The sequence below is a fragment of the Ruegeria sp. HKCCE4148 genome (genome assembly GCF_017872495.1).
Classification (GTDB): domain Bacteria; phylum Pseudomonadota; class Alphaproteobacteria; order Rhodobacterales; family Rhodobacteraceae; genus Ruegeria.
Genome location: NZ_JAEDOS010000007.1, coordinates 1 through 26,550 on the forward strand (window position 1 = coordinate 1; position 26,550 = coordinate 26,550).

General features: G+C 55.9%; 20 protein-coding genes. 10 read left to right on the forward strand and 10 right to left on the reverse strand.

Annotation, left to right across the window (positions count from 1 at the left end; all coding sequences use genetic code 11):
- Positions 1 to 192: 192 nt before the first annotated feature.
- The 4 genes from I9187_RS16695 to I9187_RS16710 all read right to left on the reverse strand — a co-directional run bounded on the left by I9187_RS16695 (position 193) and on the right by I9187_RS16710 (position 3,780).
- Positions 193 to 1,200, reverse strand: coding sequence for a DUF2955 domain-containing protein (locus I9187_RS16695; protein WP_171180986.1), 1,008 nt, complete (start codon positions 1,198 to 1,200; stop codon positions 193 to 195).
- Complete coding sequence (locus I9187_RS16700) at positions 1,190 to 2,254, reverse strand: HlyD family secretion protein (protein WP_171180988.1); 1,065 nt, start codon at positions 2,252 to 2,254, stop codon at positions 1,190 to 1,192. Before I9187_RS16700 ends, I9187_RS16695 begins: the two co-directional genes overlap by 11 nt.
- Positions 2,251 to 3,330, reverse strand: coding sequence for an AI-2E family transporter (locus I9187_RS16705; protein ID WP_171180990.1), 1,080 nt, complete (start codon positions 3,328 to 3,330; stop codon positions 2,251 to 2,253). The genes I9187_RS16700 and I9187_RS16705 overlap by 4 nt, the downstream gene beginning before the upstream one ends.
- Before the next feature lie 180 nt (positions 3,331 to 3,510).
- Complete coding sequence (locus I9187_RS16710) at positions 3,511 to 3,780, reverse strand: potassium channel family protein (protein ID WP_348540126.1); 270 nt, start codon at positions 3,778 to 3,780, stop codon at positions 3,511 to 3,513.
- A 478-nt stretch (positions 3,781 to 4,258) separates the two neighbouring features.
- On the opposite strand from I9187_RS16710, the gene I9187_RS16715 reads away from it, so the two are divergent.
- Positions 4,259 to 7,546 (forward strand): adenylate/guanylate cyclase domain-containing protein, encoded by a 3,288-nt coding sequence (locus I9187_RS16715; protein ID WP_171238823.1) that lies wholly within the window; start codon positions 4,259 to 4,261, stop codon positions 7,544 to 7,546.
- A complete protein-coding gene (locus tag I9187_RS16720) occupies positions 7,547 to 8,710 on the forward strand; it encodes a hypothetical protein (RefSeq protein WP_171727914.1) in 1,164 nt (387 codons plus the stop codon).
- On the opposite strand, the gene I9187_RS16725 is transcribed toward I9187_RS16720, so the two are convergent.
- Together I9187_RS16725 and I9187_RS16730 are read right to left on the reverse strand one after the other, a co-directional pair.
- The gene (locus tag I9187_RS16725; protein ID WP_171181002.1) at positions 8,707 to 12,306 is read right to left on the reverse strand and encodes a flavoprotein; all 3,600 of its coding nucleotides are present in this window, start codon (positions 12,304 to 12,306) and stop codon (positions 8,707 to 8,709) included. The genes I9187_RS16720 and I9187_RS16725 overlap by 4 nt on opposite strands.
- Positions 12,307 to 12,629: 323 nt before the next feature.
- A complete protein-coding gene (locus I9187_RS16730) occupies positions 12,630 to 14,207 on the reverse strand; it encodes a DUF5928 domain-containing protein (RefSeq protein ID WP_171181003.1) in 1,578 nt (525 codons plus the stop codon).
- Positions 14,208 to 14,350: 143 nt separating this feature from the next.
- Here I9187_RS16730 and I9187_RS16735 point away from each other — a divergent pair, with 143 nt between their 5' ends.
- Positions 14,351 to 15,169 carry a sulfotransferase family protein gene (locus tag I9187_RS16735; protein WP_171181004.1) on the forward strand — a complete coding sequence of 273 codons (819 nt, stop codon included), beginning with the start codon at positions 14,351 to 14,353 and terminating at the stop codon, positions 15,167 to 15,169.
- 105 nt (positions 15,170 to 15,274) lie between these two features.
- Here I9187_RS16735 and ilvD read toward each other — a convergent pair whose 3' ends face one another.
- Entirely contained in the window at positions 15,275 to 17,107 is a 1,833-nt protein-coding gene (gene ilvD, locus I9187_RS16740) for a dihydroxy-acid dehydratase (protein WP_171181005.1), read from the reverse strand.
- Between the two features lie 108 nt (positions 17,108 to 17,215).
- Between ilvD and I9187_RS16745 the strand changes: the two genes are divergently transcribed.
- From I9187_RS16745 to I9187_RS16765, 5 genes are all read left to right on the forward strand, one after another.
- A complete protein-coding gene (locus I9187_RS16745; RefSeq protein ID WP_171181007.1) occupies positions 17,216 to 17,779 on the forward strand; it encodes an XRE family transcriptional regulator in 564 nt (187 codons plus the stop codon).
- A complete protein-coding gene (locus I9187_RS16750) occupies positions 17,776 to 18,045 on the forward strand; it encodes a hypothetical protein (RefSeq protein ID WP_171181009.1) in 270 nt (89 codons plus the stop codon). Before I9187_RS16745 ends, I9187_RS16750 begins: the two co-directional genes overlap by 4 nt.
- Before the next feature lie 93 nt (positions 18,046 to 18,138).
- Positions 18,139 to 18,993: a 3-mercaptopyruvate sulfurtransferase gene (gene sseA, locus I9187_RS16755; RefSeq protein WP_171181011.1), complete on the forward strand. Its 855-nt coding sequence runs from the start codon at positions 18,139 to 18,141 to the stop codon at positions 18,991 to 18,993.
- Positions 18,993 to 20,177, forward strand: coding sequence for an amino acid aminotransferase (locus tag I9187_RS16760; RefSeq protein ID WP_171181013.1), 1,185 nt, complete (start codon positions 18,993 to 18,995; stop codon positions 20,175 to 20,177). Before sseA ends, I9187_RS16760 begins: the two co-directional genes overlap by 1 nt.
- A gap of 137 nt (positions 20,178 to 20,314) precedes the next feature.
- Entirely contained in the window at positions 20,315 to 20,611 is a 297-nt protein-coding gene (locus I9187_RS16765; RefSeq protein WP_171181015.1) for a YciI family protein, read from the forward strand.
- A 47-nt stretch (positions 20,612 to 20,658) separates the two neighbouring features.
- Here I9187_RS16765 and I9187_RS16770 read toward each other — a convergent pair whose 3' ends face one another.
- Entirely contained in the window at positions 20,659 to 21,969 is a 1,311-nt protein-coding gene (locus tag I9187_RS16770; protein WP_171181017.1) for an ammonium transporter, read from the reverse strand.
- A gap of 33 nt (positions 21,970 to 22,002) precedes the next feature.
- Complete coding sequence (locus I9187_RS16775; protein WP_058273036.1) at positions 22,003 to 22,341, reverse strand: P-II family nitrogen regulator; 339 nt, start codon at positions 22,339 to 22,341, stop codon at positions 22,003 to 22,005.
- Between the two features lie 258 nt (positions 22,342 to 22,599).
- Between I9187_RS16775 and I9187_RS16780 the strand changes: the two genes are divergently transcribed.
- Complete coding sequence (locus I9187_RS16780; RefSeq protein WP_209940266.1) at positions 22,600 to 24,774, forward strand: PBP1A family penicillin-binding protein; 2,175 nt, start codon at positions 22,600 to 22,602, stop codon at positions 24,772 to 24,774.
- Positions 24,775 to 24,827: 53 nt separating this feature from the next.
- Here I9187_RS16780 and leuB read toward each other — a convergent pair whose 3' ends face one another.
- Complete coding sequence (gene leuB, locus I9187_RS16785) at positions 24,828 to 25,931, reverse strand: 3-isopropylmalate dehydrogenase (protein WP_171181021.1); 1,104 nt, start codon at positions 25,929 to 25,931, stop codon at positions 24,828 to 24,830.
- A gap of 91 nt (positions 25,932 to 26,022) precedes the next feature.
- On the opposite strand from leuB, the gene I9187_RS16790 reads away from it, so the two are divergent.
- Positions 26,023 to 26,550, forward strand: coding sequence for a redoxin domain-containing protein (locus I9187_RS16790; protein ID WP_209509741.1), 528 nt, complete (start codon positions 26,023 to 26,025; stop codon positions 26,548 to 26,550).

The window sequence follows — 26,550 nt, forward strand, 5'->3', positions numbered from 1 at the left end:
CACCGTCAGCCTCGTAACCCGAAGCTCAGAGGTGCAAACCCTAATCACGTAAACAGCGTCAGAAACACAAAAAAACAACCCAAAATACTACTGGGCCAACACTTCAAGCCATGAACCGAGCCGCCGAAGCTCAGGACAACAGACGCAAATACGACTAGTCACATTCCCGAGACCAACACGAAGCTAGGTTGCTCAAACGGTCTGACGTTTCTTTTCCGGCCAGAACTCATCTACTACGACATAGGCTGCGATTACAAAGAACGCAGCGCTGGCGACCTGCAGAACGCGCGTAATGCTTTTGACATCTGCCTCGTCGGAGAATGGTGCAATTGATCCACCATACACAATCAACGCTGTTGTAATTGCAGACCCGGCTGCTGCGGCCAGAGGGAATTGGGACTTTCCAAGAGCACCAAGTGCCAAGCAAAAGAAAAAGCAAAGCAGAATTGATGTCAGAATGACTGGGGCTATGACGTTAATCTCATAACAAATGATTGATATTGCGGCTCCGAGCAGGTTTGACGTGAGCATCGCCTTTGCCACGGTTTTTCCTGCTGCAGGCATTGCTGCGAGTTGTTGGCTGAGAAGGGCCACAAAAAACAAAACCAGCAAAGCTGAGGCACCAGATACGAAGAATGCCAAAGCAAAGGGCACTGTTACAAGCGACATTCTGACAATTCGTCGATGAGGGTCAAAATCTGTCGATGCTGCGGCTTTGCTGCCCGATGCCGTTTGCGGGGTCGATGGTATCAGAACAAACATCAACGTTGAAACAAACCCTGCAAATAGCAGGTTCAACGGTATCCAGAACACAAGCACCAACGCCAAATCCTGGGATTGTAAAACAAGGTTTGGAATCATCAATGCGCCCATAAGAGCGATGACACCGGGCAGAACGCCTGCTCCGGAAACCGACCACATGAAGGACAGGATTATTCCGATGGCCACCAGTATGAGGAACACGAGAGGATAGGGTGCAAGCACAGACGACAGAAAGAAGGAAATGAACATCAATCCAATCGAAAAAATGAACAGTTTTCCGAAGGCTGCCAACGGTAGTGCTGCAGGTGCCTGAAGGAACAGGGCTGTGAAAACCGACCCGACCACGGCAAGTGGCCACCCCAGAAACAGGCCCAAGGCGAAGACGCCAGTCACACCCAGCGCCAGTCGCATAACCGAGTTTCGGTCCTCAATACGCATAGGACAGGATTGAAACCAGACGGATATAGGTCCGGCCGACCATGTTCAGCAGGGAATTGTCGCTGAGATACATGATCACATCGGCCTGTCCGTTGAGCTGGAAGCGAAGATCATCTTCAGCGTCTCCAGCCTCATATCCCGGCAGAACTATCCGTACGGGAAACCGTTCTGGTTCACGCAGAAAGCCCTTGGTGCTTGGTGGGCTGGCCAACTGACCCGGTTCATCCCCACCGCTGAGTGAGACGGCTGCGCTGAAGCTCTCAATCACGCCGGGAACAATCTTGCCGGGGTGCATGTCCAACACGACGTCAACCGGCGATCCCACCGAAGCGCGGCCGATGTTGTTCTCGGTAAAGTACGCCTCGATCCAGACGTCGGTTGCATCTAAAAACGTCAACAGGTCCTGACCGGATCGTGCATATGTACCAGGGGCGATCAGCAGATTGGATATGACACCTGTTGCTGGTGCGCGCAGTTCCGTCCATTCAAGGTTCAGTTCTGCGTCTGCCAAAGCGGCCAATGCGCGCTGAATTTTCGGGTTTTCGATACCGTCATCGCCCAGCCTTTGCTTGGCTTTTTCCAGATCAGCTTTGGCATTCTCAAAGTTTGCTTCAGACTCGGCCAGTTGCCCGCGTGCGTCATCAGCCTTTGAGACGGCGATCAACCCTTTCTTTTCAAGGGCAAACACACGTTCGGTTTGAATGCGCATCGTGTCGAGATCACTTTGCGCCCGCGCCAGTTTGGCCTGCGCGGCACTCACCTCTGCCGAAGATGCACCAACTTCCTGCGTGGCTGCTTCCAGATCAGCTTCTGCCTTGTTGCGATCGATTTCATACGGCCTGGGATCAATCCGAACCAGTATTTCCCCTGCCGAGACGACCTGACCGTTTGCAACAAGGACTTCGGTGACTGTTCCGGTGACCTGAGGAACGATCTGGGTCGCGACGGCCTTTACTCTGGCGTTTCCAGTAAATGGCGTCTTTCGGTCGGCGACGAGGTACCAGACGAGGAAGATCAGGATGATGCCCAGCGTGGTCCATATCGTCTTTCTCATTCTGCTTCTCCTGCCGCAGCACTCTCGGCTTCGGGCGAAGCATCAATCCAGACTTTGAACAGCTCGTAAAAGACAGCGAACAGAACCGGCCCCATGAAAATACCGATCAAGCCATAAGCCATCATGCCCCCAAGAACACCGATGAGGATAACCAGCATGGGTGTCTCGAGCCCTTTCGAGATGAACACGGGTCTTAGGAAGCTATCCATTATTGTGACGGGAACGGCCAGTATCGTGAAGATCAAGGCGGTGCCGCCGGACATCGAGCTCCATGCGTATATGATCACCGGCAGAAGAACCAAGCCGGGGCCAATCTGGATGATCGAAAGTATCAGGCAGACAAATGCCAGCGTCGCGGCCGAGTTGATCCCGAACAGCACAAGCAATATCCAGACGACGACCGCCTGAATGGCCGCCACGCCGATCACGCCTTTTGTTACGTTTCGAATCGTTGCTCCAGCCAGAGTGACGAATTCCCCGCCACGTGGTGCGAAAACACGGTTCGCAAAACGTTGCAAACCTTGAACCATAGTTGGTCCAGGGCTGAACAACGCCCCCATGATCAAAACGGACAGAGCAAGTCCCAACAGCCCAATTCCGATTCCCAGAACCTTACCGAAAAGGGACTTTGTGATCTCAAGGATCTGCGCGCCGTATTTCGCCAACGCTCCGTCCAAATTCCGCTCGAACATCCCCCAAACGTCGGCAATCTTGCCTCCAACCAGAGGTAGCTCTTTGATACCCTCTGGCGCAGGTGGAATTTTCAACTCACCTTTGTCAGCCTGTTCTGCAAACTCGGACCCAAGCTCTGCAGCGCCCGATACCGCCGTTGCCACCGGACCAAGGGTTAGTACAAGACCCAGCAACACCAGGATTGTTGCGGCAAGTTTCTTCCGCCCGCCCAGCTTGGACTGCAACCAATCGAAAACAGGATAAAGTGCGACGCACAGGATCGTGGCCCAGATGACCACGCTGGCAAGCGGCGCAACCATGACCAGCGCGCTATAGAGGAATAATCCGAGAAAGAGTAATCGTATTGCGAGGTCGACAATTTTGGCGTCCTGAGTCTTTTCCATTCCATCCCTCCGCTATCCGTTTTTTTGAATATTACATTCAAAAAAACACTATATGTGTATTTTTTTGACCTTTGGGGGTCACCTATCATTTTGAAGACACGTATGAATCCCGGTCAGAGCCTGTGTCGTCATGTTGACGCCTCGTCAGCACGAGGATTTGCTTAGCCGGGGACGATACGGCTATTTCTCTTTTTTCTCGTCGCTTTGAGACAAGATCGTGTCCGCGACCGTGGTTGCCGCAGTCACGAAGACGCCGAGGCCCACAATGATGTATACCATCGTGAATATCTTTCCCGCCGCAGTTTCAGGTGAAAAGTCACCAAAGCCTACGGTCGAAATCGTCACGACAGAAAAGTAGATGGAGTCAAGCCAACTCCATCCTTCGACAAAGCGGTAGAAGACCGAAGCCCACAAAATCATTCCGATTGTGAAGGCAAGTAAGCCTTTCACTCGACCGTCCTTGAAGGCGACACTTATCCCTCGTGTTATTCTGGTTAGTGAATTCAACGAGCCCTCACTGGTAAACAAATTCATATATACTATTAACAAAGAACTCGAAAATTCGAAGCATTTTGGCGGACGGTCGTGCACAGGGTTACAAGGTGTGTTCAAAGGACGGATGGGAAAACCCCTCAAGCGAAAGCATATTGGATATCTGAACCGGCAATTTAGCAGGGCTTAAACACTGACCCGCGACGCGTACCAAAGGCGGCTTTAAGTCGAATCCATGCAAACGGTTTGATGGTTGCTGACGTGCCAAGAATATTGCGTTCAAATTTGCGTCCCGCCGATGTTTGAAGACACAAATCCAACGGAGCAAACTTGGATAAATATAGACATATACGCAAATTAATTTGGTTTTTGCAGACTCAACCCTGAAACCCATGTTAGGAATAAAGTTGAAGTAAGGGGACTTCAGAGGGGCAACATGTCTCGGGACCTGAGCAAGTGGCTAAGCGCAATTGGATTATCTGACTACGCGCAGGCCTTCCTAGATAACAAGATCGATTTTTCCATACTGCCAGATTTGACGGCTGAAGATCTTATAGAAATTGGGGTAACTGCGGTCGGGGATCGTCGGCGGTTGCTGCGTGCTATAGAAAAACTCGACGTGACGGAAACGTCCGAGGCATCTGAATCCTCCGATCCAATTGAACCTGCACGGCGCCAAGTGACTGTGATGTTTGTTGACCTCACGGGGTTTACAGAAATGTCCAGTGGTTTGGATGCCGAGGATCTGCACGCGCTGCTCAACCAGTTCTTTGGCAAAGTTGACAGCGTGGTTGAGAAATTCGGCGGGCGCATAGACAAGCATATCGGCGATGCTGTCATGGCGGTTTTCGGTGCACCTATCTCACATACCAACGATACAGAACGGGCGGCCAGAGCAGCGGCCGAGATACATGCGGTATTGCCAACACTGACGCCACCATTGTCTTGTCATATCGGTATCGCTTCGGGTCAGGTCATTGCCAGTACAACAGGCAGCTTGGCGCATACGGAATATACCGTCACCGGAGACGGGGTGAATCTGGCCTCGCGCTTGACCGATATTTCAAAGGGCGGTGAAACATTGGTTTCACATGACATTCAACGCGCTCTGGGTCCGCTTTTCGTGGGCGAGTCTATTGGTGTGCAGGCGATAAAAGGCCTGAATGACCCTGTCGAAGTCTGGCGCTTGGACCGTTTGGCCCGGAACATTCGGACAAGACGACATAAGTTCATCGGGCGCGACCGCGAGATGTCGTTGTTTTCGGCGACATTTGACCGATGCAAGCGACACGGAGAAGGCGAGGTTCATGTGGTGTTGGGTGAGCCTGGGATCGGCAAGACGCATTTGTCCGAACAGGTGGCCGAGTTGGCCAAGAGCCTGTCCTATTCAACCCACAATGGCGTGGTTATGGATTTCGGAGCGCGCGAGGGGCACTCGGCTATTCAGACCGTGGCCCGCAGTGTTTTGGGCCTTGATCCGTCGGATGGCGCGGAAACAGGTACGGCCCTGGCCAAAGACGCGATCGCCAAAGGCTGGGTCAGCCCTTCGAACGCCGCGCATCTCAACGCACTGCTTGAACTTGAGCAGGATCCCGGTTTGGCTGAGGTCTATGCCGTAATGGATAACAAGACCCGGTTGCGTGGGCGCAGGCAGGTCATTGATGAGTTGCTGCTTGCCCGCAGTCAGGACGCGCCTTTGCTGATCCAGATCGAAGATATCCATTGGGCGTCACCCGACATTCTTGCAGCCTGCGCACATATCGCCGCAGCAACGCGGCAAATCCCCTGCGTCTTGATGATGACCAGCCGGGTCGAAGGAGACCCGATCGACCGAGACTGGCAAACAGCCACGGATGGCGCGCTTGTCTCCAAGTTGGAATTGGCACCGATGGGGGAAGATCAGGCACGGCAATTGGTCGAGGAGTTTACGGCCATCGACCCCGAGCTTTTGGAAACTTGTGTCAAACGTGCGGGTGGCAACCCGCTTTTTCTGGAACAGTTGCTGCGCAACATTGACATTCTCAAGCAGGAAACCGTGCCTGGAAGCATTCAAGGCATCGTCCAGTCGCGTTTGGATGCGCTGGACCGCGCCAGCCGCACCGCCATTCAGGCGGCGTCAGTGCTGGGGCAGAGGTTCTCACCCGAGGTTCTGAATTACATTCTCGGGGAAGGGCATCTGGACACCACCAATCTGATCCGTTCGGCCCTGATCCGAGAGGCCGGGGCTGATCTGATGTTTGCCCACGCGCTGATCCGGGATGGATCATATGCTACGTTGGTCAAATCCGAGCGCGCGCGCCTGCATCGCCAGGCGGCCAAATGGTTCGAAGATCGTGATGCAACCCTGCGCGCGCAGCATCTGGACCGGGCGGGTGCCAACAATGCGGCGCAAGCCTATCTTGAAGCTGCCGACAAGCTGATCCACGCGTTCCGGTTCGACGACGCCAGCCCGTTGATCGAACGTGCTTTGGAACTGCCGTCGCCCGCAGGCGTCCGGTTTGACCTGCTGTGTGCACGGGGTGAGACGCACCGGCTGCAGGGTTTGTCCAACGAAGCCTTGCAGGAATTTCGAGACGCAGCGCGACTTGCAGAGACAGATGAGCAAATCAGCCGGGCGCATATTGGTCTTGCACAGGCTGCGCGACAGGCCAGCTTGTATCAGGACGCGCTTGAGGCGCTGGATACGGCTGAAGCTGCGGCCGAGCGTGCTGGCTCCGAACGGGACGTGGCCCAGATCAACTATGTGCGCGGCAACGTGTATTTCCCCTTGGGCCGAGACAAGGAAGCGTTGAGCGCCAATGAACGAGCGCTTACTTTGGCCCGCAAACTGGACTCCGTGCGCCTTGAAGTGGGGGCGCTCAGCGGGTTTGGTGATGCCAACTTCATGAAGGCCACAATGAGGACAGCGACTGGGTTCTACACGCAGGCGGTTGATCGGGCGCGCGAAAAGGGTCTGGTTCGGGACCTGGCGGCCAATCTGCACAACCTGAGCGTTGCGCGCAGTTACATGGGGGATGTCGAACAAGGGCGCGCAGACGCAAACGAAGCCATCGAAGTTTCGCAGAAGTATTTTGCTTTTGTGCCCGAATGTGTGGCTCAGACCTGCCTGGGTGTGGCCGATACCTTTTTGGGCGATCTTGATCAGGCGCTTGAGGCATTCCGGGTTTCGGCCGAGATCGCCGAGCGTGTGGGGGCTAAGCGGCTAGAGGCGCAGGCGTTGGAACATCTCGCCCGCACCCAGGTTTATGCCGGGCAAATGGATCAGGCTTTGGAAACGGGCCGCCGTGCGGTTGAGATTGCATTGGAACATGGTCGGAATTTTGTGGGGCCCAAGGCCTTGTCGGCTCTGGCGATGGCCGAAACTGACCCGGACGAGCAAATACACCTGTTGAATTTGGGGGCCGAAATCATTGCGGAAGGATGTGTCGGTCATAGCCATCTGCACTTCTACCCCGATGCCAGCGCAGTCATGTTGGCGCGAGGTGATTGGCAAGCTGCAAATGACTATGCGGATGGGCTGGCGGCCTTTACGGCCGGGGAACCTTTGCCACTGGTTAATTTGTCCATCCGCCAGACGCGCTTTCTGGCGGAATGCGGGCAAAAGGGTATCGTGCCAAGCGAACATGAGAGATTTACCACCCTTCAAGCCGAGTTTGCCGAGATGGGAATTACTCAATCCCTGCTGGGGCGCGCTGATTTTCTGACGGAACAGGCAGGGGGCTGAATGAGCGTCGAGAAGAAGGTTTGGCTTATCTCTGGCCTGCTGACCCTAGGGTTGGCAGGTCTTTTGCTGAAACTATGGATCGAACTGAACCATTTCGAAGGTGATCCGACGCAGTTGCCAGATCAGGCCGCCGTAGACTCATATCTGGGTAAGCTGGATGTTGTTCCAGACTACTACGTGCGGACAGGGATATTCATAAAGTCATTCAACTTTATGGGGGCCAGTGATGTTCAGGTCACGGGCTATATCTGGCAGCACTACAAGACGGGCGAGCATGATAAGATTATCCCGGCAGAGGGCGAGGTCGGATTTCTTCTGCCCGAGGCGGTGGACACCGCAAGCGGCCTGATTGCCGAGGCGTATCGACTGCCGCAGCCTGACGGTGTTCTGATTGGGTGGTATTTCGAACAAACCCTGCGCCAGAGCTTTGATTACACAAGCTACCCCTTTGATCACAAAACGGTCTGGGTGCGGTTCTGGCCGGCATCGTTTCACGACGCCGTCGCTTTGGTTCCTGATTTCGAGGCATATCCAGCGACCGGACCGGACGATATTTTTGGAATCGACAATCAGATCGTGATGGGTACCTGGGAACGGGAAAACACTTATTTCGACTACAAGCTGTCAAATTTGGATACAACGCTGGGCATCGGACAGAATGCGTATCAAACTAACGCGCCCGAGTTGCACTATAATTTCGTCATCAAACGCAATTTTGGCAATGCGTTTATCGTTCATATGGTCCCTTTGCTCGTTGTGATGATGTTGCTGTTCGGTGCGGTCATGACAGTCACCCGCCGCGAGGGCTTGGCCGAGAGGCATGATTTCAGCACGTCCAGCGTGATCGGCACCTGTTCGGTTCTGTTCTTTGTGATCCTGCTGGCGCACGTGCAGCTGCGCGAAGGCTTTGCCGGCTCGCCCGTAATCTACATGGAGTCGTTCTTTTTTCTGATGTATTTCATGCTGCTGGCAGTCTCGATCAACACCTATCTATTCGCCTCCGAGGCGGTGCCGTCGCTGCGGATCATCCACTACCGGGACAACCTTATTCCCAAGGCAAGTTTCTGGCCATTTGTGCTGCTGTGCATGGTGACGATCACGGCTTATAACCTTAGCCTGAAGGAAAGCCATGAATCGCCGCCGATCATCACACAAGACGGTTAAGCTACAGGTTCAAACCCCGGTTTTGGCTCGCCCTGCGCCATGTCCAGCGTGTAATCGCTGACCATCTCTGAAGTACCATCGCGCAAGTTCTTCAGGTATTTCTGTGGGTCTGCGATCACATAGGCGTATGCGGGCTTCATCACGCCGTTCACAACCACATTGATCTTCTTGCGGATATACACGTTTTCAGATGAGTTTGGGCCGTGGTAACCTTCCAGCTTATCCAGCTCGTGCAAGCCGGATTCCGTCACGCGATAGACCTCACCACTGACCTGTTTGCCCATACCTTGTTGATCCACAAGCGTGGCCATACGGTGCAGGTATCCGCAGTTCGGATTGTCACAGAATGGCTCGTTCGGGACGATCAGCGGCATGGGTTGCCGGGTGCGGGCCGGACCCACGAAGTCGTTTAGAACTTTGCTGTGCGCGGCGTGGTTCGGGAATCCCTGTTTCAGCGAACCGTAGGTGAAATAAAGATATGTTGGCTCTTGCACGGCCACAAAGCTCTCGTCGCGCCCCTGTTCTGGTTCAGCGATCTTCACGTCATGATCGCGTGCCCAGGCGTCCAGCATGGCTTGGATTTCGGGTTCGATTGTCATGCCCTGGACAAACTCGATGCATGATGTTGCATCCATGCCCTTTGCCCCCAGCAGGATTTCCACCATCCTGGGCGCTTTGTTCATCACCGCCACGTGCAAGGCCGTAAACCCGTGGTCATTGACGATGTTGACGTCGATCTCGCGGTCGATCAGATTCTGCGCAGCCTCGTAATCCGGCTTGCCCAGATTGTGACCGCTTTCGTTCAACTCACCTTCACCACCGGCTGCATAATGTAGCAATGAATCACCATGGGCCTCGTCCACGATGTTGATGCCGACAATATCTTCGTCGATGGCGCGGAACACCCGCTTCCATTCGTTGATGTCATCGGCGGCGGCAGCTTCGCGCGCCCATTTGCAAACACGGTATTTTTGATCGTCCAACTCCTCGAAGGCGTCGGCCAAAGCCTCCATGATCTGGTCCGGAGTTGCCATCATTCCGATACCCATCCGCCCGTTTGACAGGCGACCCTCGCGCGGCCCGATGAAATCAACGCCCAGCGTCTTCAGCTTTTCGACATTGTTCTGCGTAGTGATGTTGTTCCACATATTCGTATTGCAAGCGGGGCAAAGGATCACCGGTTTCTTCTGGTACTGCCACGCCACAAAGACTGAGGTCAGAAGGTTGTCAGCAATACCGTTGGCCACCTTGCCCATCGTGTTGCAGGTGATGGGAGCCACGATGACGCAATCGGCCCAGTCGCACAGCGCCAGATGCGAAGCCCGCACTGGCATGTCGAATTTCATATAGCGGAAATTCCACTCATCATCGTCGCGGTAATAGTCATTGTGGGTAATTTTGGCGTCGATCCTCTCCGCCCCGAAATCGCGGAAGAACTTTTCGGCTGAGACTGAGGGGATAAGTTTCACATTGTGCCCGGCATCGACGATGCGCTCGACAAGTTCAGGGATTTTGTCTGCTGCAGACGAGCCGCAAGCACACAACAATACGTTGCGCTTGCCCGCGTTGACCTGATTCATCACCCCTTTGGGATAGCCGAACGGGTTCTTTTCCAGGCTTGGGGTTTCGTTCAGTTCGGAAACAGGCAGCCCTTCCTGGCGCATCCTGGCCTGCAATTCACCGGCCCGGATCATGTCCACGATGTCTTCCAGCTCTTCGCTTTTACTGATGCATTCGCCCTGGAAAAACAAATACGGCACGTCCGGTCGTTCACCAAGCGTTACCAATTGCCGCCGCATCCTGATCATATTGGGATCGCGTCCGCCTACGTCGATCTGCTTGACGGTTGTCGCGCCGATATTCGACAGAATGCTGCGCAGCATATAGGACCAGGGGTCTTCATCCTCATAAAACAGAACCATCGTGTTGTGCTTGAGAATACTGACAACATCGCTCGGGTCCTCGGGCGGGTCGATTTCTTCGATCATCACCAATGCGGGGTCTTCCAGATCGCGCAACCCGCGGAAAATATTGCCGCGTGGCGCTTGCCAGACCTGAGAGGTCGCGGGGCTCATGTCGACAATGGTGACAACATCTGTGTCTTCGTCATAGGCGATGCAAAGACACCAGAACTCTTCCAGCAGGGCAGTTTCCCGATAGACGTTTTCCGGTGGGCGGATTGCTTCAATCCCGGTGACGCGGTTGAAGTCGATATTGATCATCAGGTGACGATCTTTGTTCGTATTCAGGCTCTTTAGCTGTTCCTTGAACCAATCCTGCGGGGTTTGGATCGATCTGTCCTTGCGGGTTGCAAAGCTTTGGAACGTACTGCCCAAATGCACGTTTTCAGACTGGCTGAGGTATTTTTCCGCCATCTCGTGCATGTCTTTGGCGGTGGCGACCCGGCTGACAGCTTCTGTGAACGACGCCTCGGTGGCCCGCAAAAGCTCATCCTCGTCCACGCGGTTGTCGCCGTGAATGGCCAAACTTTCCGCCAACACACCGAGTGAGTTCATATTGGGTGTGGCCCGACGGAACAGGTTGCGGCGCTTCTTTGGGTCTTTTGCCAAATAGAGCGTACTGTCGACATAGTTGCACCGCTGTTTGAACGTTTTCAGATGGGTTTTGACCGCGGCACGCGCCGAGAACCGCAGTATGCCACGAGACCGCATCGAGGTTCCGTCACGGTCCGACATGGCCTTCCACAGCCGTTCGATCGTAGTGACCCAAAGCTTGCCGTATTTTTCTGGATGCACATCCATCATGTGGATCAGCCCGGTGCTTGGGTTGCACTTGGCAATGACGGCAAAATGTCCGCCCGGCATGTTTTCTTTGCCATGGGCGACGCCGACTTGAAAATTCGCCACCAGAATATCGTTTTCTCCGCCCAACTGATTGGACTCGTCGATTGCCTCAAGCAGCAGCGGCACGCTTGTTGTGTCTTCGTCCATGAAATAGGCCTGAACCTGAACCCGGTCCCTAAGCCCTTGCGAATGAATATAGGTGCAGGCGACGTCAAACAGTTCACCCAACGAGATGCCGTCATTCACCACAAAGGATGACGGCAGCGCGCATTCGCGGAATATGTCATTCACCTCGCAGCTGAAACCCAGAGCCGACATGCTGAGCGCGGCAGCCGTCACGCTGCAACAATTGATCGGCTGCTGGAAATTCTCCAACTGTACACTGACAAGGTCGCCGAACATTGTAGCGAAACAGCGTTTTCTGATGTCTTTGGGTATATTCCGCCAGCTCTCGCTGGACAGGTATGCCAACCGGGTTCCGTCCAGCGCAAGCGCTTCGAGGCTGACAGGGATATCCGAGATCTGAAGATGTTCTTCGTAGAAATAATCACCCACATCTGCGCTGGCCAGAGGGTGGCCGTTTTGCCGCAATTGAACGACACCACGCAACACAACATACATGCCGTTCGCGGGCAGGACCGTGTTTCCGGTTACCTCGATACACTCGAAATGAGGGTTGATAACAGCAGGCTCGGCCACTTCGGCCTCGCCGGGCAGCACTTTGTAAATCTGGCTCCAGTCTGCGTCATTTGGGATGTATGATCTGGCATTGGCAATTTGGTCTGTGGTCAAAACTATGTCCCCCCGGAGCTGCGTTTCAAATTTTGAATTTCGACCAGCAGAATGTTTGTTTGTTGTTCGGGTGGGAACTTATCTTCGCGCAACAAAGACCACCCGGGTCGGAGCTTTTTCTCTGATCGAGGCTGATCTGTTGATTTAAAAAGTATGAACAAATCGGCCCAATTGGCCGAACAATATCCGATTTTTAGACAAAAATCACGAATACTATGAGTTTGATTTCAATGGCGTTGATGCTTGGGTCGGCTGCGGTCTGAATCAGTGCACGGCGCGTACCCTGCCAGAGCCATTTTTCGTTTGTCGCGCAGAGTTTCTGCCTAATCGAGGAAGAGGTAATCTAGGCGCATCACGGCGCTGGCCTTTTCCTGATTCACGCCAAGGAACCTTGAGATGACGGCTTCGTTTTCACTGCGGTCGGCCGTTTCCCGCAGACGCAAACAATTCTCAATCCGCGCCGCTCGGATCTGTTGCGATTCATAACTCAGATCGTTTCGCAGCGTCGGCACTAGGCGCGCTACGTTTTCCCTCGGGCTGTTTTCACCCGCCAGCCCGACGCGGCGGGCATGTCCGATAAGATAGTCGTCGGAATACTCGCATTCGACTTCAAGCACATGGGTTTTGGCCTGATCCCCGCAGAAATCTTCAAGCACATCCAAATTGGCTGGGTCGAGGCACAGAACCAATTGATCCGACCGGAAACTGTCAAACAGCATGCGTACAACCGCCCGCCTATGGCGTGACCGCTTGGTAAGGCTCGCTTCTATCCCACCCAAGTCGGGCAGGTAGGTGTCCTCTTCGTTAAACAGGTACTCAACACAGGGGATATCCGTCTCAGACGCGATCTGACTGACCAGCCGTTTGGCAACATGCCATTTCTTGCACACGATCACGAAAAGCTCGCGTTCAGGGCCCAAGGCCCGACCGGATTCCCAGAAGCGTTGCCCAAAGCGGCGACCGATCCGCCCGCGTCCGGTCAGAAATGCGTAAAGGTTAGGCCCTTCATTCGAGACCGGAAAATCAATGCCCTCGCTGGCATAAAGCGACCCCAGGCGATCTTTAAGCTCGTGCGCTTCGGGGCTGATCTTACGAGCAAACAGGTAATCCTGCCCCAAAAGCATGTCATAGTGGTCGTTGTAGAATGTGACCGGCATTCCATAGTCAGAAAACATAAGGAAAGTCGGTGTGCGGTTTTCGATCTCACCCTTCGGAATCAGGTGGCGTACCAGCGTCTGAAAGAAGGTCTCGTCCGGGATCCATGTGGTTGAGAAAAACCGGATCACATCTCGTCGCTGGCGCAAGAAGTCCAGGATCATCTCAACCGTGCGGCGGCGCAAGCACCACCACTGGCTGCCGATCATGATTTGCAGATCTTCGGGAATTTCCCGCGTCAGACCAAACCGCTTCTGCATCTCATAGGCGGTGTAAAACAGTTTGGGCTGAGTGCGTTCGTTGAAATGATGGCGATAGATCAGCCGGTCTTCTTTCATGCCGGTCTTGATCCAGTTGCTTTCAAAGAAATCGTGGCTTTCGATGAAATCCTTATCGCGATCGTCCAGAAAACGGTGGGTGTATTCGGCAGTTTTTATGGCCATGCAATCGCCAGAAAGCATGTAGAAATGCGTGGCGCGCGGAAATGCCTCGACCGCGGCCTTCACGGCGTTCAGCGTGGCGTGCACCAGCGACCATTCTCCCCAGCCGCATTTGATGCGCTTGGCGGCAAAGGCCACGTTGGGATTTTCGCGCAGCGCGGTTCGGATCCGGTCATAGGCGTCAGAGCTTGCACGCGCATCGAAGTGGATCGCCATGCAATCGCCCGCTGCAGTTAGCTGTTCGGCCTGTGCGATGATCGCCTCGGGGTCCTTATGGCACAGCAATATGTAGGCAATCTTTGCCATTGGTATCAGGTAATTTCCATTTCTGCCCGGTTTCAACCGTGATACTGAGGATGCGCGATTGAATAAACAGAATAATTTTGGTTCTTTAAGACCAAACGCTGGCGTATCGGATCGAGTTCTGACCAGCGAAGGAGGCACAGCAGATGGGGTTTCCCGGTACCTGGATGACCGAGAGTGAAAGCATGGTGTACCGTGTGGTGCCCAAATGTGCGTGCTCGACCATTGGCCAGATCATGTATTACTCGGATCACGGTCAGTTTTTTGATGGCGACATCCACGATGCAAAGGACGGAATGCACAAATGGGCTTTTGACCAGAGTCAGGGCCTGATTACCAATAATGTGCGCAGCCACGCCTCGTACTCTTTCACCTGTGTGCGCAACCCTTACACCCGCATACTTAGCTCGTTCTTTGACAAGATCTGCGGCATCCAGCGAAACGGCAAGCGATACCGGGGCAATCTGGTGCCGACGCTGATCTACAACTACGGGATCGAAGTGGGTGGCGATGACGGAAAGGGCGAATTCGATCAGATTGCCAGCTTCCGCCGGTTCCTGCTGTTTGCCCGTGATACGATCCGCTGGCGGCGTCCGATGGACCCGGACATTCACTGGTCAGCCATGTCAGGTCATGTATCGACCTTCATTGTGAATGGCGGGCGTTACGACCAGATTTTCTGGACCGAGGCCTTCAACGACGGAATGCAGGGTGTTCTGGATCATGTCGAATTGAAGCACCCAGTCGCATTGGCCGATATTCCGCGGTTCAACGAATCCGAAGGCCACGGCCCCAAACGCGCGCATCCGGTCGAGGATTACTTCGACGATCTGTCGATGCATCTGGTCTATGAAATCTACAAACAGGATTTTGAGCTGTTCAAATACGATTTCGAAAACCCGGCCAACAAGATGCCGATCGGCGAAATCGATCTGGATGAAATTCACGCCAAACTGGGCGATTGAGGGCAGGGCCTCCGCCTATCCTCACTGTTTCCTGCCAAATACTTCCAAGTATTAGCCTAGAAAGGGTCGATTAACGGCCAGCTGAAAAGGCTGGCCGTTACCAGATCAAAGCTGGCGTACAGCTCCTTTTGCCGCGCTGGTGGTCAGCTTGGCATAAGCTTTCAACGCAGTAGAGACCTTGCGTTTGCGCGGCGCGGCAGGTTCCCACCCCTTGGCGTCTTGCTCCTGGCGGCGCTCTGCTAGCTCTTCATCGGACACAGCCAGGTGGATCGAGCGGTTGGGGATATCAATCTCAATTTTATCGCCGTTCTTGACCAGTCCAATTTCACCACCCTCGGCTGCCTCGGGCGAGACGTGGCCAATCGACAATCCGGACGTGCCGCCCGAGAAGCGGCCATCGGTCAGCAAGGCGCAGGCTTTGCCCAGCCCTTTGGATTTCAGATAGGAGGTGGGGTAGAGCATTTCCTGCATGCCGGGCCCGCCGCGCGGGCCTTCATAGCGGATGACAACCACGTCACCCTCTTTCACCTTGCCGGTCAGGATGTCACTGACGGCCTGATCCTGACTTTCGCAAACGTAAGCAGAACCGGTGAATTTCAGGATGTTTTCATCCACACCAGCTGTTTTCACGATACAGCCGTCGCGGGCGATGTTTCCGAACAGAACCGCAAGGCCGCCATCCTGGCTGAAAGCGTGCTCTTTCGCGCGGATCACGCCGCCTTCGCGGTCGGTATCCAATTCTTTGAACCGGTTCGACTGGCTGAACGCCTGCGTTGTGCGCACACCGCCAGGAGCGGCCCTGAACAGCTCTTGCGCCCTGGGGTTGTTGGCGACCTTGATGTCCCAGTTGGCAATCGCCTCGCCCATCGTGGCCGAGTGCACCGTGCTGCAGTCTTCGTGCAGCAGGCCCGCTCGGCTGAGTTCGCCGAGGATCGAGAAGATTCCGCCAGCGCGGTGAACATCTTCCATATGCACGTTCTCAGTGTTGGGCGCGACTTTGCACAAGCACGGCACCCTACGGCTGAGGCGATCCATGTCGGTCATGGTGAAATCGACCTCGCCCTCATGTGCGATGGCCAGCAGGTGCAGAACGGTATTGGTCGACCCACCCATGGCGATGTCGAGGCTCATGGCGTTCTCAAACGCGTCAAAAGTTGCGATCTCACGCGGCAGGAAGCCTTTTTCGTCCAGATCGTAATGTCGCTTGGTGATCTCAACGATACGGCGACCCGCTTCCAGGAACAGCTCTTTGCGGTCGGCATGTGTTGCCAGTGTCGAACCGTTGCCCGGCAAGGCCAGACCCAGCGCTTCGGCCAGACAGTTCATCGAGTTGGCCGTGAACATCCCCGAGCATGATCCGCAGGTCGGGCAGGCGTTTTCTTCGATGTGCTGAACCTGCTCGTCGGTGAATTTGTCATCCGCTGCGGCGACCATGGCGTCCACAAGGTCGATTTTCTTCGCGTCCAGATCGGCGATGTCGATCTTGCCCGCCTCCATTGGCCCACCTGACACAAAGATCGCAGGAATGTTCAGGCGCATGGCAGCCATTAGCATGCCTGGCGTGATCTTGTCACAGTTCGAAATGCAGACCATGGCGTCAGCGCAATGCGCATTGACCATGTATTCCACAGAATCCGCGATCACTTCACGCGAGGGAAGCGAATAGAGCATCCCGTCATGGCCCATGGCAATGCCGTCATCCACCGCGATGGTATTGAACTCTTTTGCAACGCCACCTGCGGCCTCGACTTCACGCGCCACCATCTGACCCAGATCTTTCAGGTGCACGTGGCCGGGCACAAACTGGGTGAACGAATTGACGATGGCGATGATCGGCTTGCCGAAATCATCATCGCCCATGCCTGTGGCGCGCCACAATCCGCGGGCACCGGCCATGTTGCGGCCATGGGTAGAGGTTCTGGATCGGTACAATGGCATGATGCTGTTTTCCCTATTTCCTCGGGTTGCATGTCTTTGGGGTCGTACGTTATAGCGCACGTAGCACATGTGCGTTATAACGTACAAGAGGATTCGCGGAGCGCTAAAATGGATGCTGATGACATTACGCTTAGGTTGCGAGATGTGCGGTCGGCTTCGGGTCTGAGCCTGTCGAAAGCGGCTGAGTTGACGGGCGTCAGCAAGGCCATGCTGGGTCAGATCGAGCGTGGTGAATCCAGCCCGACAATTGCAACACTGTGGAAGATCGCCAAAGGCTTTCAGGTGCCGCTGAGTGCGTTGATCGACACGGCCAATGGCGACCCCTCAGTCTTTCAGACTGTCACCTTTCCCGGCAGTATCGAAGTCAAGATCGTCTTCCCTTTCGATCCCGTTCTGAGGGCCGAGACGTTTCACGTCAGTCTGACCCCGAACCAAAGTCACGAGTCACCAGCGCACGCAACGGGTGTAACAGAAGAAGTCTTTGTTCTTGAAGGTTCTCTCGACATTCTGCGCAACGGGGACTGGGTACCCTTGCAAGCAGGCCAGGGCGTGCGATTTGCTGCTGATTTGCCGCATGGCTATCGCGCAGGTCCGCAGGGGGCAGCGTTTCTGAACATGCATCACTACGCCCAACACACCGAATATTCACAGACGACCAAGGCAGAGTCATGACCGCATTTTTCGACAGCCTCACCATCGTTGACGCCATCGGCTCGTTCGGAGCCCTTATTGTGGTTGCGGCCTATTTCGCGACACAAATGCGGATGATGAACTCTGACGACCTGGCCTTTCCTGTCGTCAACCTGCTGGGGTCGGTGCTGATCGTCTATTCCTTGCTTGAGAATTTCAACTTGGCTTCAATGCTGATCGAAGGGTTCTGGATTTTGATCAGTATCATCGGCATCATTCAGCACTTTCGCCCGCGCGGGGCGCGATAAATCAAGTGGGTATCAGGCGCTAGCGCTATCCACACTTGAACCTAAAAGACGCGGGGTATAGGGAAAATCCAAGCTCGCTTAGGGGAGGCTTTGATGCAGGACGATCCAAAAACCCTCGTTTCGACTGAATGGCTGGCCGCGCATATGAAAGACCCGGATCTGCGGATTCTGGATGGGTCTTGGTATCTGCCCGCGCAGAACCGCGACGCCAAAGCCGAATATGATGCCGGCCACATCCCCGGGGCGCGGTTCTTCGATATTGACGAAATCTCGGATCACCGATCGGAACTGCCGCATATGGCTCCTCCGGTCGAGAAATTCATGTCACGCCTTCGGGCGATGGGCGTGGGCGATGGTCATCAGGTTGTCGTCTATGACGGCGCTGGGCTGATGTCAGCGGCACGTGTCTGGTGGTTGTTCCGTCTGATGGGCCAGGAAAACATCGCGGTTCTGGATGGCGGTTTGCCCAAGTGGCAAGCCGAAGATCGCGAGATCGAGGATCTGCCGCCGGTCATCCGTGATCGTCACATGACTGTGCGCGTTCAAAACCAACTTGTCCGGGACGTCACGCAAGTTTCCGCTGCAGCCAAGTTGGCTGATCATGAGATCATCGATGCCCGCTCTGCCGGTCGGTTTACCGGCGCGGAAGCCGAGCCGCGCGAAGGATTGCGTTCGGGCCATATCCCCGGGTCCCGCAACGTCCCGTTCGGCCAGTTGCTCAATGCAGATGGCACAATGAAATCGCCCGAGGACTGTCGTGCCATTTTCCAGGCCGCTGGCGTTGATCTGTCCAAACCTGCAATCACCTCATGCGGGTCGGGCGTCACTGCCGCGATTCTGAGCCTTGCGCTTGAACGCATGGGCAAGAAAGACCACTCGCTTTATGACGGCTCCTGGGCTGAATGGGGTGCCTTCCCAACCCTGCCCGTCGCAACCGGAGAGAACTGATGTTCGAGAACCTCAAGCCGCAGCCTGCCGACAAGATTCTGGCCTTGATGCAGATGTACCGCGAAGACCCGCGCGATCAGAAGATCGACTTGGGTGTGGGCGTCTACAAGAACGCCGATGGCGTGACTCCAGTGATGCGTGCAGTCAAAGCTGCCGAGCGACGCATTTTGGAAGAGCAGGAAACCAAAGCTTACACCGGTCTGGCGGGTGATCCGGCTTTTGCAGACGCGATGATCGGCTTGGTTCTGGGCACATCGGTTCCGCGTGCCAACATTGCCGCTGTGGCGACACCCGGCGGCACGGGCGCTTGCCGACAGGCGTTCGAGATGATCCGCATGGCGAACCCTTCGGCGCGTGTGTTTGTTTCGAACCCGACCTGGCCGAACCACCTGTCGATCTTGAACTATCTGGGGATAGAGACCGTTCAGTACCGGTATTTCGATGGCGAAACCCGCGGCGTTGATTTCGACGGGATGATGGCCGACCTGAAAACCGCCAAAGCAGGTGACGTAGTTCTGTTGCATGGCTGCTGTCACAACCCGACCGGTGCCAACCTGAACATGGTGCAATGGCAAGAGGTCGTGAACCTGATCAACGAGCTTGGCCTCGTGGCGATGATCGACATCGCCTACCAGGGATTTGGTGACGGTTTGGAAGAAGACGCACAGGCGGCACGCCTGGTTGCCTCATCGGTCAAGGAATGCCTGATTGCCGCGTCTTGCTCGAAGAATTTCGGTGTCTACCGAGAGCGTACTGGTTTGTTGATGGCGATCAGCGCGGACGCCGGACAAACCGCTTTAAATCAGGGAACACTGGCGTTTCTGAACCGCCAGAACTATTCCTTCCCGCCGGATCATGGCGCGCGCGTCGTGACAACCATCCTGATGGATGAGGCCCTGCGCGCGGATTGGGCAGCAGAGCTGGAAGAAGTCCGCCTGTCCATGCTGGGACTGCGCCAGCAAATGGCCGACGAGTTGCAGCGTCTGAGCGGTTCGGACCGTTTCGGTTTCATTGCCCAGCACAGGGGTATGTTCTCACGCCTGGGTGCGGCACCGGAACTGGTCGAGAAACTGCGCGTAGATCACGGCATTTACATGGTTGGTGACAGCCGCCTGAACATCGCAGGTCTGAATGCGGCGACGGTGCCGATTCTGGCACAGGCGATTATCGCCGTGGGTGTCTGACCGGGTCACCATCAAATAACAGAAGCCGCGCCAACCAGCGCGGCTTTTTTCTGGAATATGGCATTCGGTCCGACTGGCCCTATCGCCAACAAACAACCGCCCCTAACCTCATAGAGGTACTGAATACGAGGTTAGGAATGCGCTGGGCTGTTATCTTCAAAGACACAGAGGACATGCTTCAAGTTCGCGCACGGCGCGACCTTCGCGATGCGCATGTCGCATATGCCAAGGCCCATCCCGAGTTGTTGATCGGCGGCGGCTTGAAGCCTGATACAGATGAAGACTTTTGCGGCGCGCTTTGGGTTGTTGAGGCCGACAGCAGAGCGGATGTCGTCGGTTTGATCGAAAAAGACCCTTTTTATGTGCCGCAATATCGTAGCTTTGAAATTTTCACTTGGGGAAAATTGCTCGAAGATCAGATGGCGGTTTTATAAAAAAAGCCGGGCGCGAACGCCCGGCTTAGGCTCTAATATCTCAGGCTTTAGCCCTTCGAGAATTCGGGGTAGGCTTCCATGCCCAGCTCTGCCATATCGAGGCCGTTGATCTCGTCTTCTTCGCTGACGCGAATGCCAAGGGTGGCTTTCAGGATCGTCCAAAGGATCAAAGCGGCCACGAAGGTGAAGACACCGTAGGCCACTACACCGGTCAACTGGGTTATCAGGCTGGCTTCACCGTAGAAGATGACGGCGATGGTGCCCCAGATGCCTGCGAACAGGTGGACCGGGATGGCACCGACCACATCGTCGATCTTGAACTTGTCCAGCATCGGAACCGCGAAGACCACGATGATACCGCCCACAGCACCGATCCAAAGCGCGCCGAACAGGGTCGGGGCCAGAGGTTCAGCGGTGATTGACACCAGACCGGCCAGCGCGCCGTTCAGCACCATGGTCAGGTCAGGCTTTTTGTACAGGACCTGTGTCATGATCAGGGCTGCGACAGCACCGGATGCGGCGGCCATGTTGGTGTTGGCGAAGATGCGCGATACGTCGGTTACGTCACCCACGGTGCCCATCGCCAGCTGCGAGCCGCCGTTGAAACCGAACCACCCCAGCCACAGGATGAAGGTACCCAAGGTCGCCAGCGCCAGATTTGAACCGGGCATCGGGTGAACCTTGCCGTCCTTGTACTTGCCAATCCGCGGGCCAAGGATCAGACAGCCAGCCAGAGCGGCCCAGCCACCGACCGAGTGTACAACGGTCGAACCGGCGAAGTCGGAAAAGCCCATGGCGTCCAGCCAGCCGCCGCCCCATTTCCAAGACCCCGAGATCGGGTACAGGATACCGGTCAGCACGACGACGAAGATCAGGAAGGGCCAAAGCTTGATACGCTCCGCTACGGCACCCGACACGATCGACGCGGTTGCCGCCACAAAGACCAACTGGAAGAAGAAGTCCGACCCGATCGAGGCGTAGTCCAAAGCAGCCTCGGCAGGGTCAACGCCGACTGGATCAAGCACGGTCGGACCACCAATGGCAAGGAAACCATTGAAGTCGCCCGGATACATCGTGTTGAAGCCAACCAGCCAGTACATGATCGCGGCAATGGAAAAGAGCGCAATGTTCTTGATCATCTGCATGGCGACGTTCTTGGACCGCACCAGACCGCCTTCCAGCATGGCAAAGCCTGCAGCCATGAAGAAAACCAGAAAGCCCGCCATCAGGAACAGCAAGGTGGTGAAGATATACTGGGTGTGCAGCGCAGCCTCGCCTTCAGCGGCCTCTTGCGCCAGACCCATCTGCGGCAGCACGACAAGTGCAGCGGCAGGGATGAGAGATTTCATCAGGTTCATTTTACTTCCTCGAATGAGTGTGAGTGGCCGCGCTTACAGCGCTTCCTCGTTGGTTTCCCCGGTTCGCACGCGCAGAGCCTGCTCGACATCGAGGACGAAAATCTTGCCGTCACCGATTTTCCCGGTTTTGGCGGTTTTGGTGATGGTCTCGACGATCTGGTCGGCCATTGTGGCGGGCACCACGATCTCGAGCTTGATCTTGGGCACGAAGTTCACCGCATATTCGGCCCCACGGTAGATTTCGGTGTGACCGGACTGCGAGCCGAAGCCCTTGATTTCGGTCACCATCATGCCGCGCACGCCAGCTTCGGTCAGTGCTTCGCGCACCTCCTCCAGCTTGAACGGCTTGATTGTCGCAATGATCAGTTTCACGTCTTTCCCCTCTGATTGTCCGGTGGGACCGGTTTGTTTGCACCTGCAGAAAAAGAGCGTGACAGAACGTCGTAAGAAACGGTTACGGGTCGTAATTGCATACCAAAATGGCGTATTGTTGCACATTTTTTGCACAAAAAGTACGAAGTGGCTAAAAAATGAGCAGATTGATGAGGGGAAATTACGGAAATTCGGACCTCTACATAGACGGGTCTCCGGGGTATGGTGGCGCAAAAGTATAACGGGCAGAGTTTGAGCATGACTGAGTCCAAGCGCCGAAAGCCGCGATTGGTTGCGGACAAAAGATACCCCTCCAAAGGGCGTAAACCGTCGGCCTCCAAGCGCCCGGCGGGCAAGAAATCGACCGCACGCAAGACGACCGCCCGCAAAACCACGCGCAAGACAAAGCGCAAACGCACCGGCGGAAACGGAGGCGGTATTTTCCGTCGACTCTTCCGCTGGATCTGGAGGTTGATCTGGGGTTTGACGTGGCGCGTGGGGGCAATTGTCGCCGCCCTGATCGCATTGGCGGTCGGCATCGTGTATACAACTCTGCCCAATGTAGATGCCTTACTGGACGGGCGCGCGCGCGGGTCAGTGACCTTGTTGGATCGCGATGGCAAGGTTTTTGCCTGGCGCGGGGATCAGTTTGGCGGGGTGATCACGGCGGATACGGTGTCGCCCCATCTGAAGAACGCCGTGATCGCGACCGAGGACAAGCGATTCTACCGTCATTTCGGTGTCAGCCCGCGCGGCGTTGCAAGTGCCGTGCGCATCAACCTGAGCGAAGGACGCGGGCCTTTGTCTGGCCATGGCGGGTCAACCATCACCCAACAGACAGCCAAACTGCTGTGTCTGGGAGAGCCGTATGATCCGTCTGAATGGGACTCTGAAGCCACTTACGAGGCCGATTGCCGCCAGGGCTCGCTTTGGCGCAAGGCCAAGGAAGCCGTTTATGCAATGGCGATGGAGGTCAAATACTCCAAGAACGAGGTTCTGACGATCTACCTGAACCGGGCCTTCTTGGGTGCAGGCGCGCGCGGGTTTGAAGCGGCCAGCCAGCGATACTTTGGAAAGTCTGCCGCAGAAGTTTCCCCAGCTGAGGCTGCGATGCTGGCCGGTCTGCTGGTGGCACCCACGCGGTATGCGCCAACGAATAACCTGCAACGTTCTCAGGACCGGGCACGGCTTGTGATTGGTTTGATGGAGGACCAGGGCTATTTGACCGCGGCACAAGCCAGCGAAGCACGCACCAGACCGGCCGAGCTTTCAGAAGCTGCCGCTGCGCGCGCAGGCGGATATTTCGCGGATTGGGTCATGGCAAGTGGGCCCGAGTTCTTTACGCGCAACACCACCGAGGATGTGGTGATCCGTACCACTCTGGATCAGCGCATCCAAACCTCTGCCGAAGAAGCGCTGAAGTTCATCTTTCAGGAAAAGGTGCGCGAAGGGTCCGAGGCGCAGGCCGCGATTGTCGTGATGTCTGCGGACGGTGCAGTGCGCGGCATGGTTGGTGGGCGCAAGACAAGGGTGTCTGGTGCGTTTAACCGGGCGACGCAGGCGTTGCGTCAGACAGGGTCGTCCTTCAAGCCGTTCGTTTACGCCACCGCGCTGGAACTTGGGTATTCGCCGCTGGATACGGTGATGGATGAGCCTTACTGCGTGAACATTCCCGGTTCAGGTCAATGGTGCCCCAAAAACTACACCAACAAGTTCTATGGGCAGGTGACGTTGGCAGATGCGTTGATGAACTCTTTGAACATTCCGGCTGTGAAAGTGGCGGAGATTTCGGGTTTGGAAAACGTCCGCACTGTCGCAAGCGGCTTTGGTATTGCCAGCGATCTGGCGCAGGGTCCGGCCTTGGCGCTGGGCGCGTCGGAAAGCACGCTGATCGAGATGACCGGAGCTTACGCAGGAATCCTGAACGGTGGATCGGCAGTGGAGCCTTATGGCTTAACCGAGCTGAAGCTGCTGGGGGATGAAACTCCCGTCATGGTCACGACGACAGGTATTGGTGAACGGGTGATCAACGACTCGGCCGCCAAGCAACTGACCTGGATGATGGAGCGTGTGGTGTCCGAAGGCACCGGCGGACGCGCCAAGCTGCCGGGTTGGCAGGTGGCAGGCAAAACCGGGACAACTCAGGCCGCGCGGGATGCGTGGTTCATCGGCTTTACGGCTGATTATGTGACCGGCGTCTGGATGGGGTATGACGACAACACGCCGCTGTCTGGCGTAACCGGGGGCGGGCTGCCTGCTGAAATCTGGAAAGAGACCATGCTGCGCGTCACCGAAGGGATGACGCCTACGCCCCTGCCGATGATGGCACCTGAACCGCCGGTGCAAGTTGCGCAGCCACAGCCCCGTCGTAGGCAGGGCGGTTTTGCGGAAGACATCAATAACCTGCTGAGAAATATATTCGGCGGCAACTAACAAAAAAGGCGGTGCACTGGGTACCGCCTTTTGTCGTTCGTTTCTTGCGTGGTTTAGACGCTGGCATCCAAAGCTGCCAGGATCGCATCACCCATTTCGGTGGTGGACACCGGTGTGACGCCTTCATCCGCCAGCAGGTCGCCGGTGCGGACGCCTTCAGCCAGAACTTTCTCGATCGCGGCTTCAAGGCGGTCTGCCTCTTCGCCCTGATCGAAGCTATAGCGCAGCGCCATGGCAAAGCTGAGGATACAGGCGATCGGGTTTGCTTTGCCCTGACCCGCGATATCAGGGGCCGAGCCGTGGACCGGTTCGTACATCGCCTTGGGGCGGCCATTGGCCATAGGCGCGCCCAGCGAAGCTGAAGGCAACATGCCCAGAGAGCCCGTCAGCATCGCGGCACAGTCGGACAGGATGTCACCGAACAGGTTGTCGGTCAGGATCACGTCGAACTGCTTCGGCGCGCGCACCAACTGCATGGCGCCGTTGTCGGCATACATATGGCTCAGCTCAACCTCGGGATAGTCGGCGGCGACACGATTCACGACTTCACGCCACAGGATGCCGGATTCCATGACGTTGGCTTTTTCCATCGAGCACAGCTTTTTGTTCCGGCGCATCGCCAGTTCAAAGGCCGAGCGTGCGGCGCGTTCAATCTCGGATTCGGTGTAACGCTGGGTGTTGATGCCGACGCGTTCATTGCCTTCTTCGAAGATGCCGCGCGGTTCGCCGAAATAGACGCCCGAGGTCAGCTCGCGCACGATCATGATATCCAGACCGGCAACGATGTCTTTTTTCAGCGACGAGAAATCGGCCAGCGCGTCAAAGCACTGGGCCGGGCGCAGGTTGGAATACAGGTCCATTTCCTTGCGCAGGCGCAGCAGACCGCGCTCGGGCTTGAGGCTGAAATCCAGATCGTCGTATTTCGGGCCGCCAACAGCACCCAGCAGAACCGCGTCCACCTCTTGCGCTTTGGCCATCGTCTCATCAGACAGCGGCTTGCCGTGGGCGTCATAGGCCGCACCGCCTACCAGATCCTCGCTCACGTCAAATTGAAGACCGCGATTGGTGCCGAACCAATCGATGATTCTGCGCACTTCGGCCATAACTTCCGGGCCAATTCCGTCTCCGGGCAGGATGAGGAGCGAGGGGTTGGACATGAAGGGTCTCCTTGCGTTTTGTTGCACAGGCCCTAGCGTCTGCGGTGCATCGGGTCAATGAGACGAACCCGTCAAAACACGAGGAAAACACATGCTGACACCTGGAAATCCGGTTCCTGCGCTGAAAATCGAAACCGTGGCGCATGGCAGCTTCGATCTTGAGGCAGACAAGGGCGAAAACGGGACTCTGCTGATTCAATATCGCGGACTTCATTGCCCGATCTGCATCAAGCAGATGACCGAGGTCGAGGCGGCGCTGGACGATTTTGCGGCGCTGGGCGTCGAGGTCATCATGATCACAACCGATACCGCCGAACGTGCCGCCGAAACAGCCGAGAAAGCCGGGGCAAAACGACTGCGCGTGGGTCACAGCCTGCCGCTGGCTGCCGCCCGCGAGGATTGGGGGCTGAACATCTCAACCAAGCGCGAAGGCAGTGCAGAACCCGATTTTTTCGCAGAGCCCGGTCATTTCTATATCGCACCCGATCAGACGCTCTATTACGCGTGGCAGCAAACCACGCCATTTGGGCGCCCGTCGATGTCGGATATTGCGGGTGGTCTGAAGTTTACCCTTGGCAACAATTACCCTGCGCGCGGGACTTATACAGGGCCGCTTTGA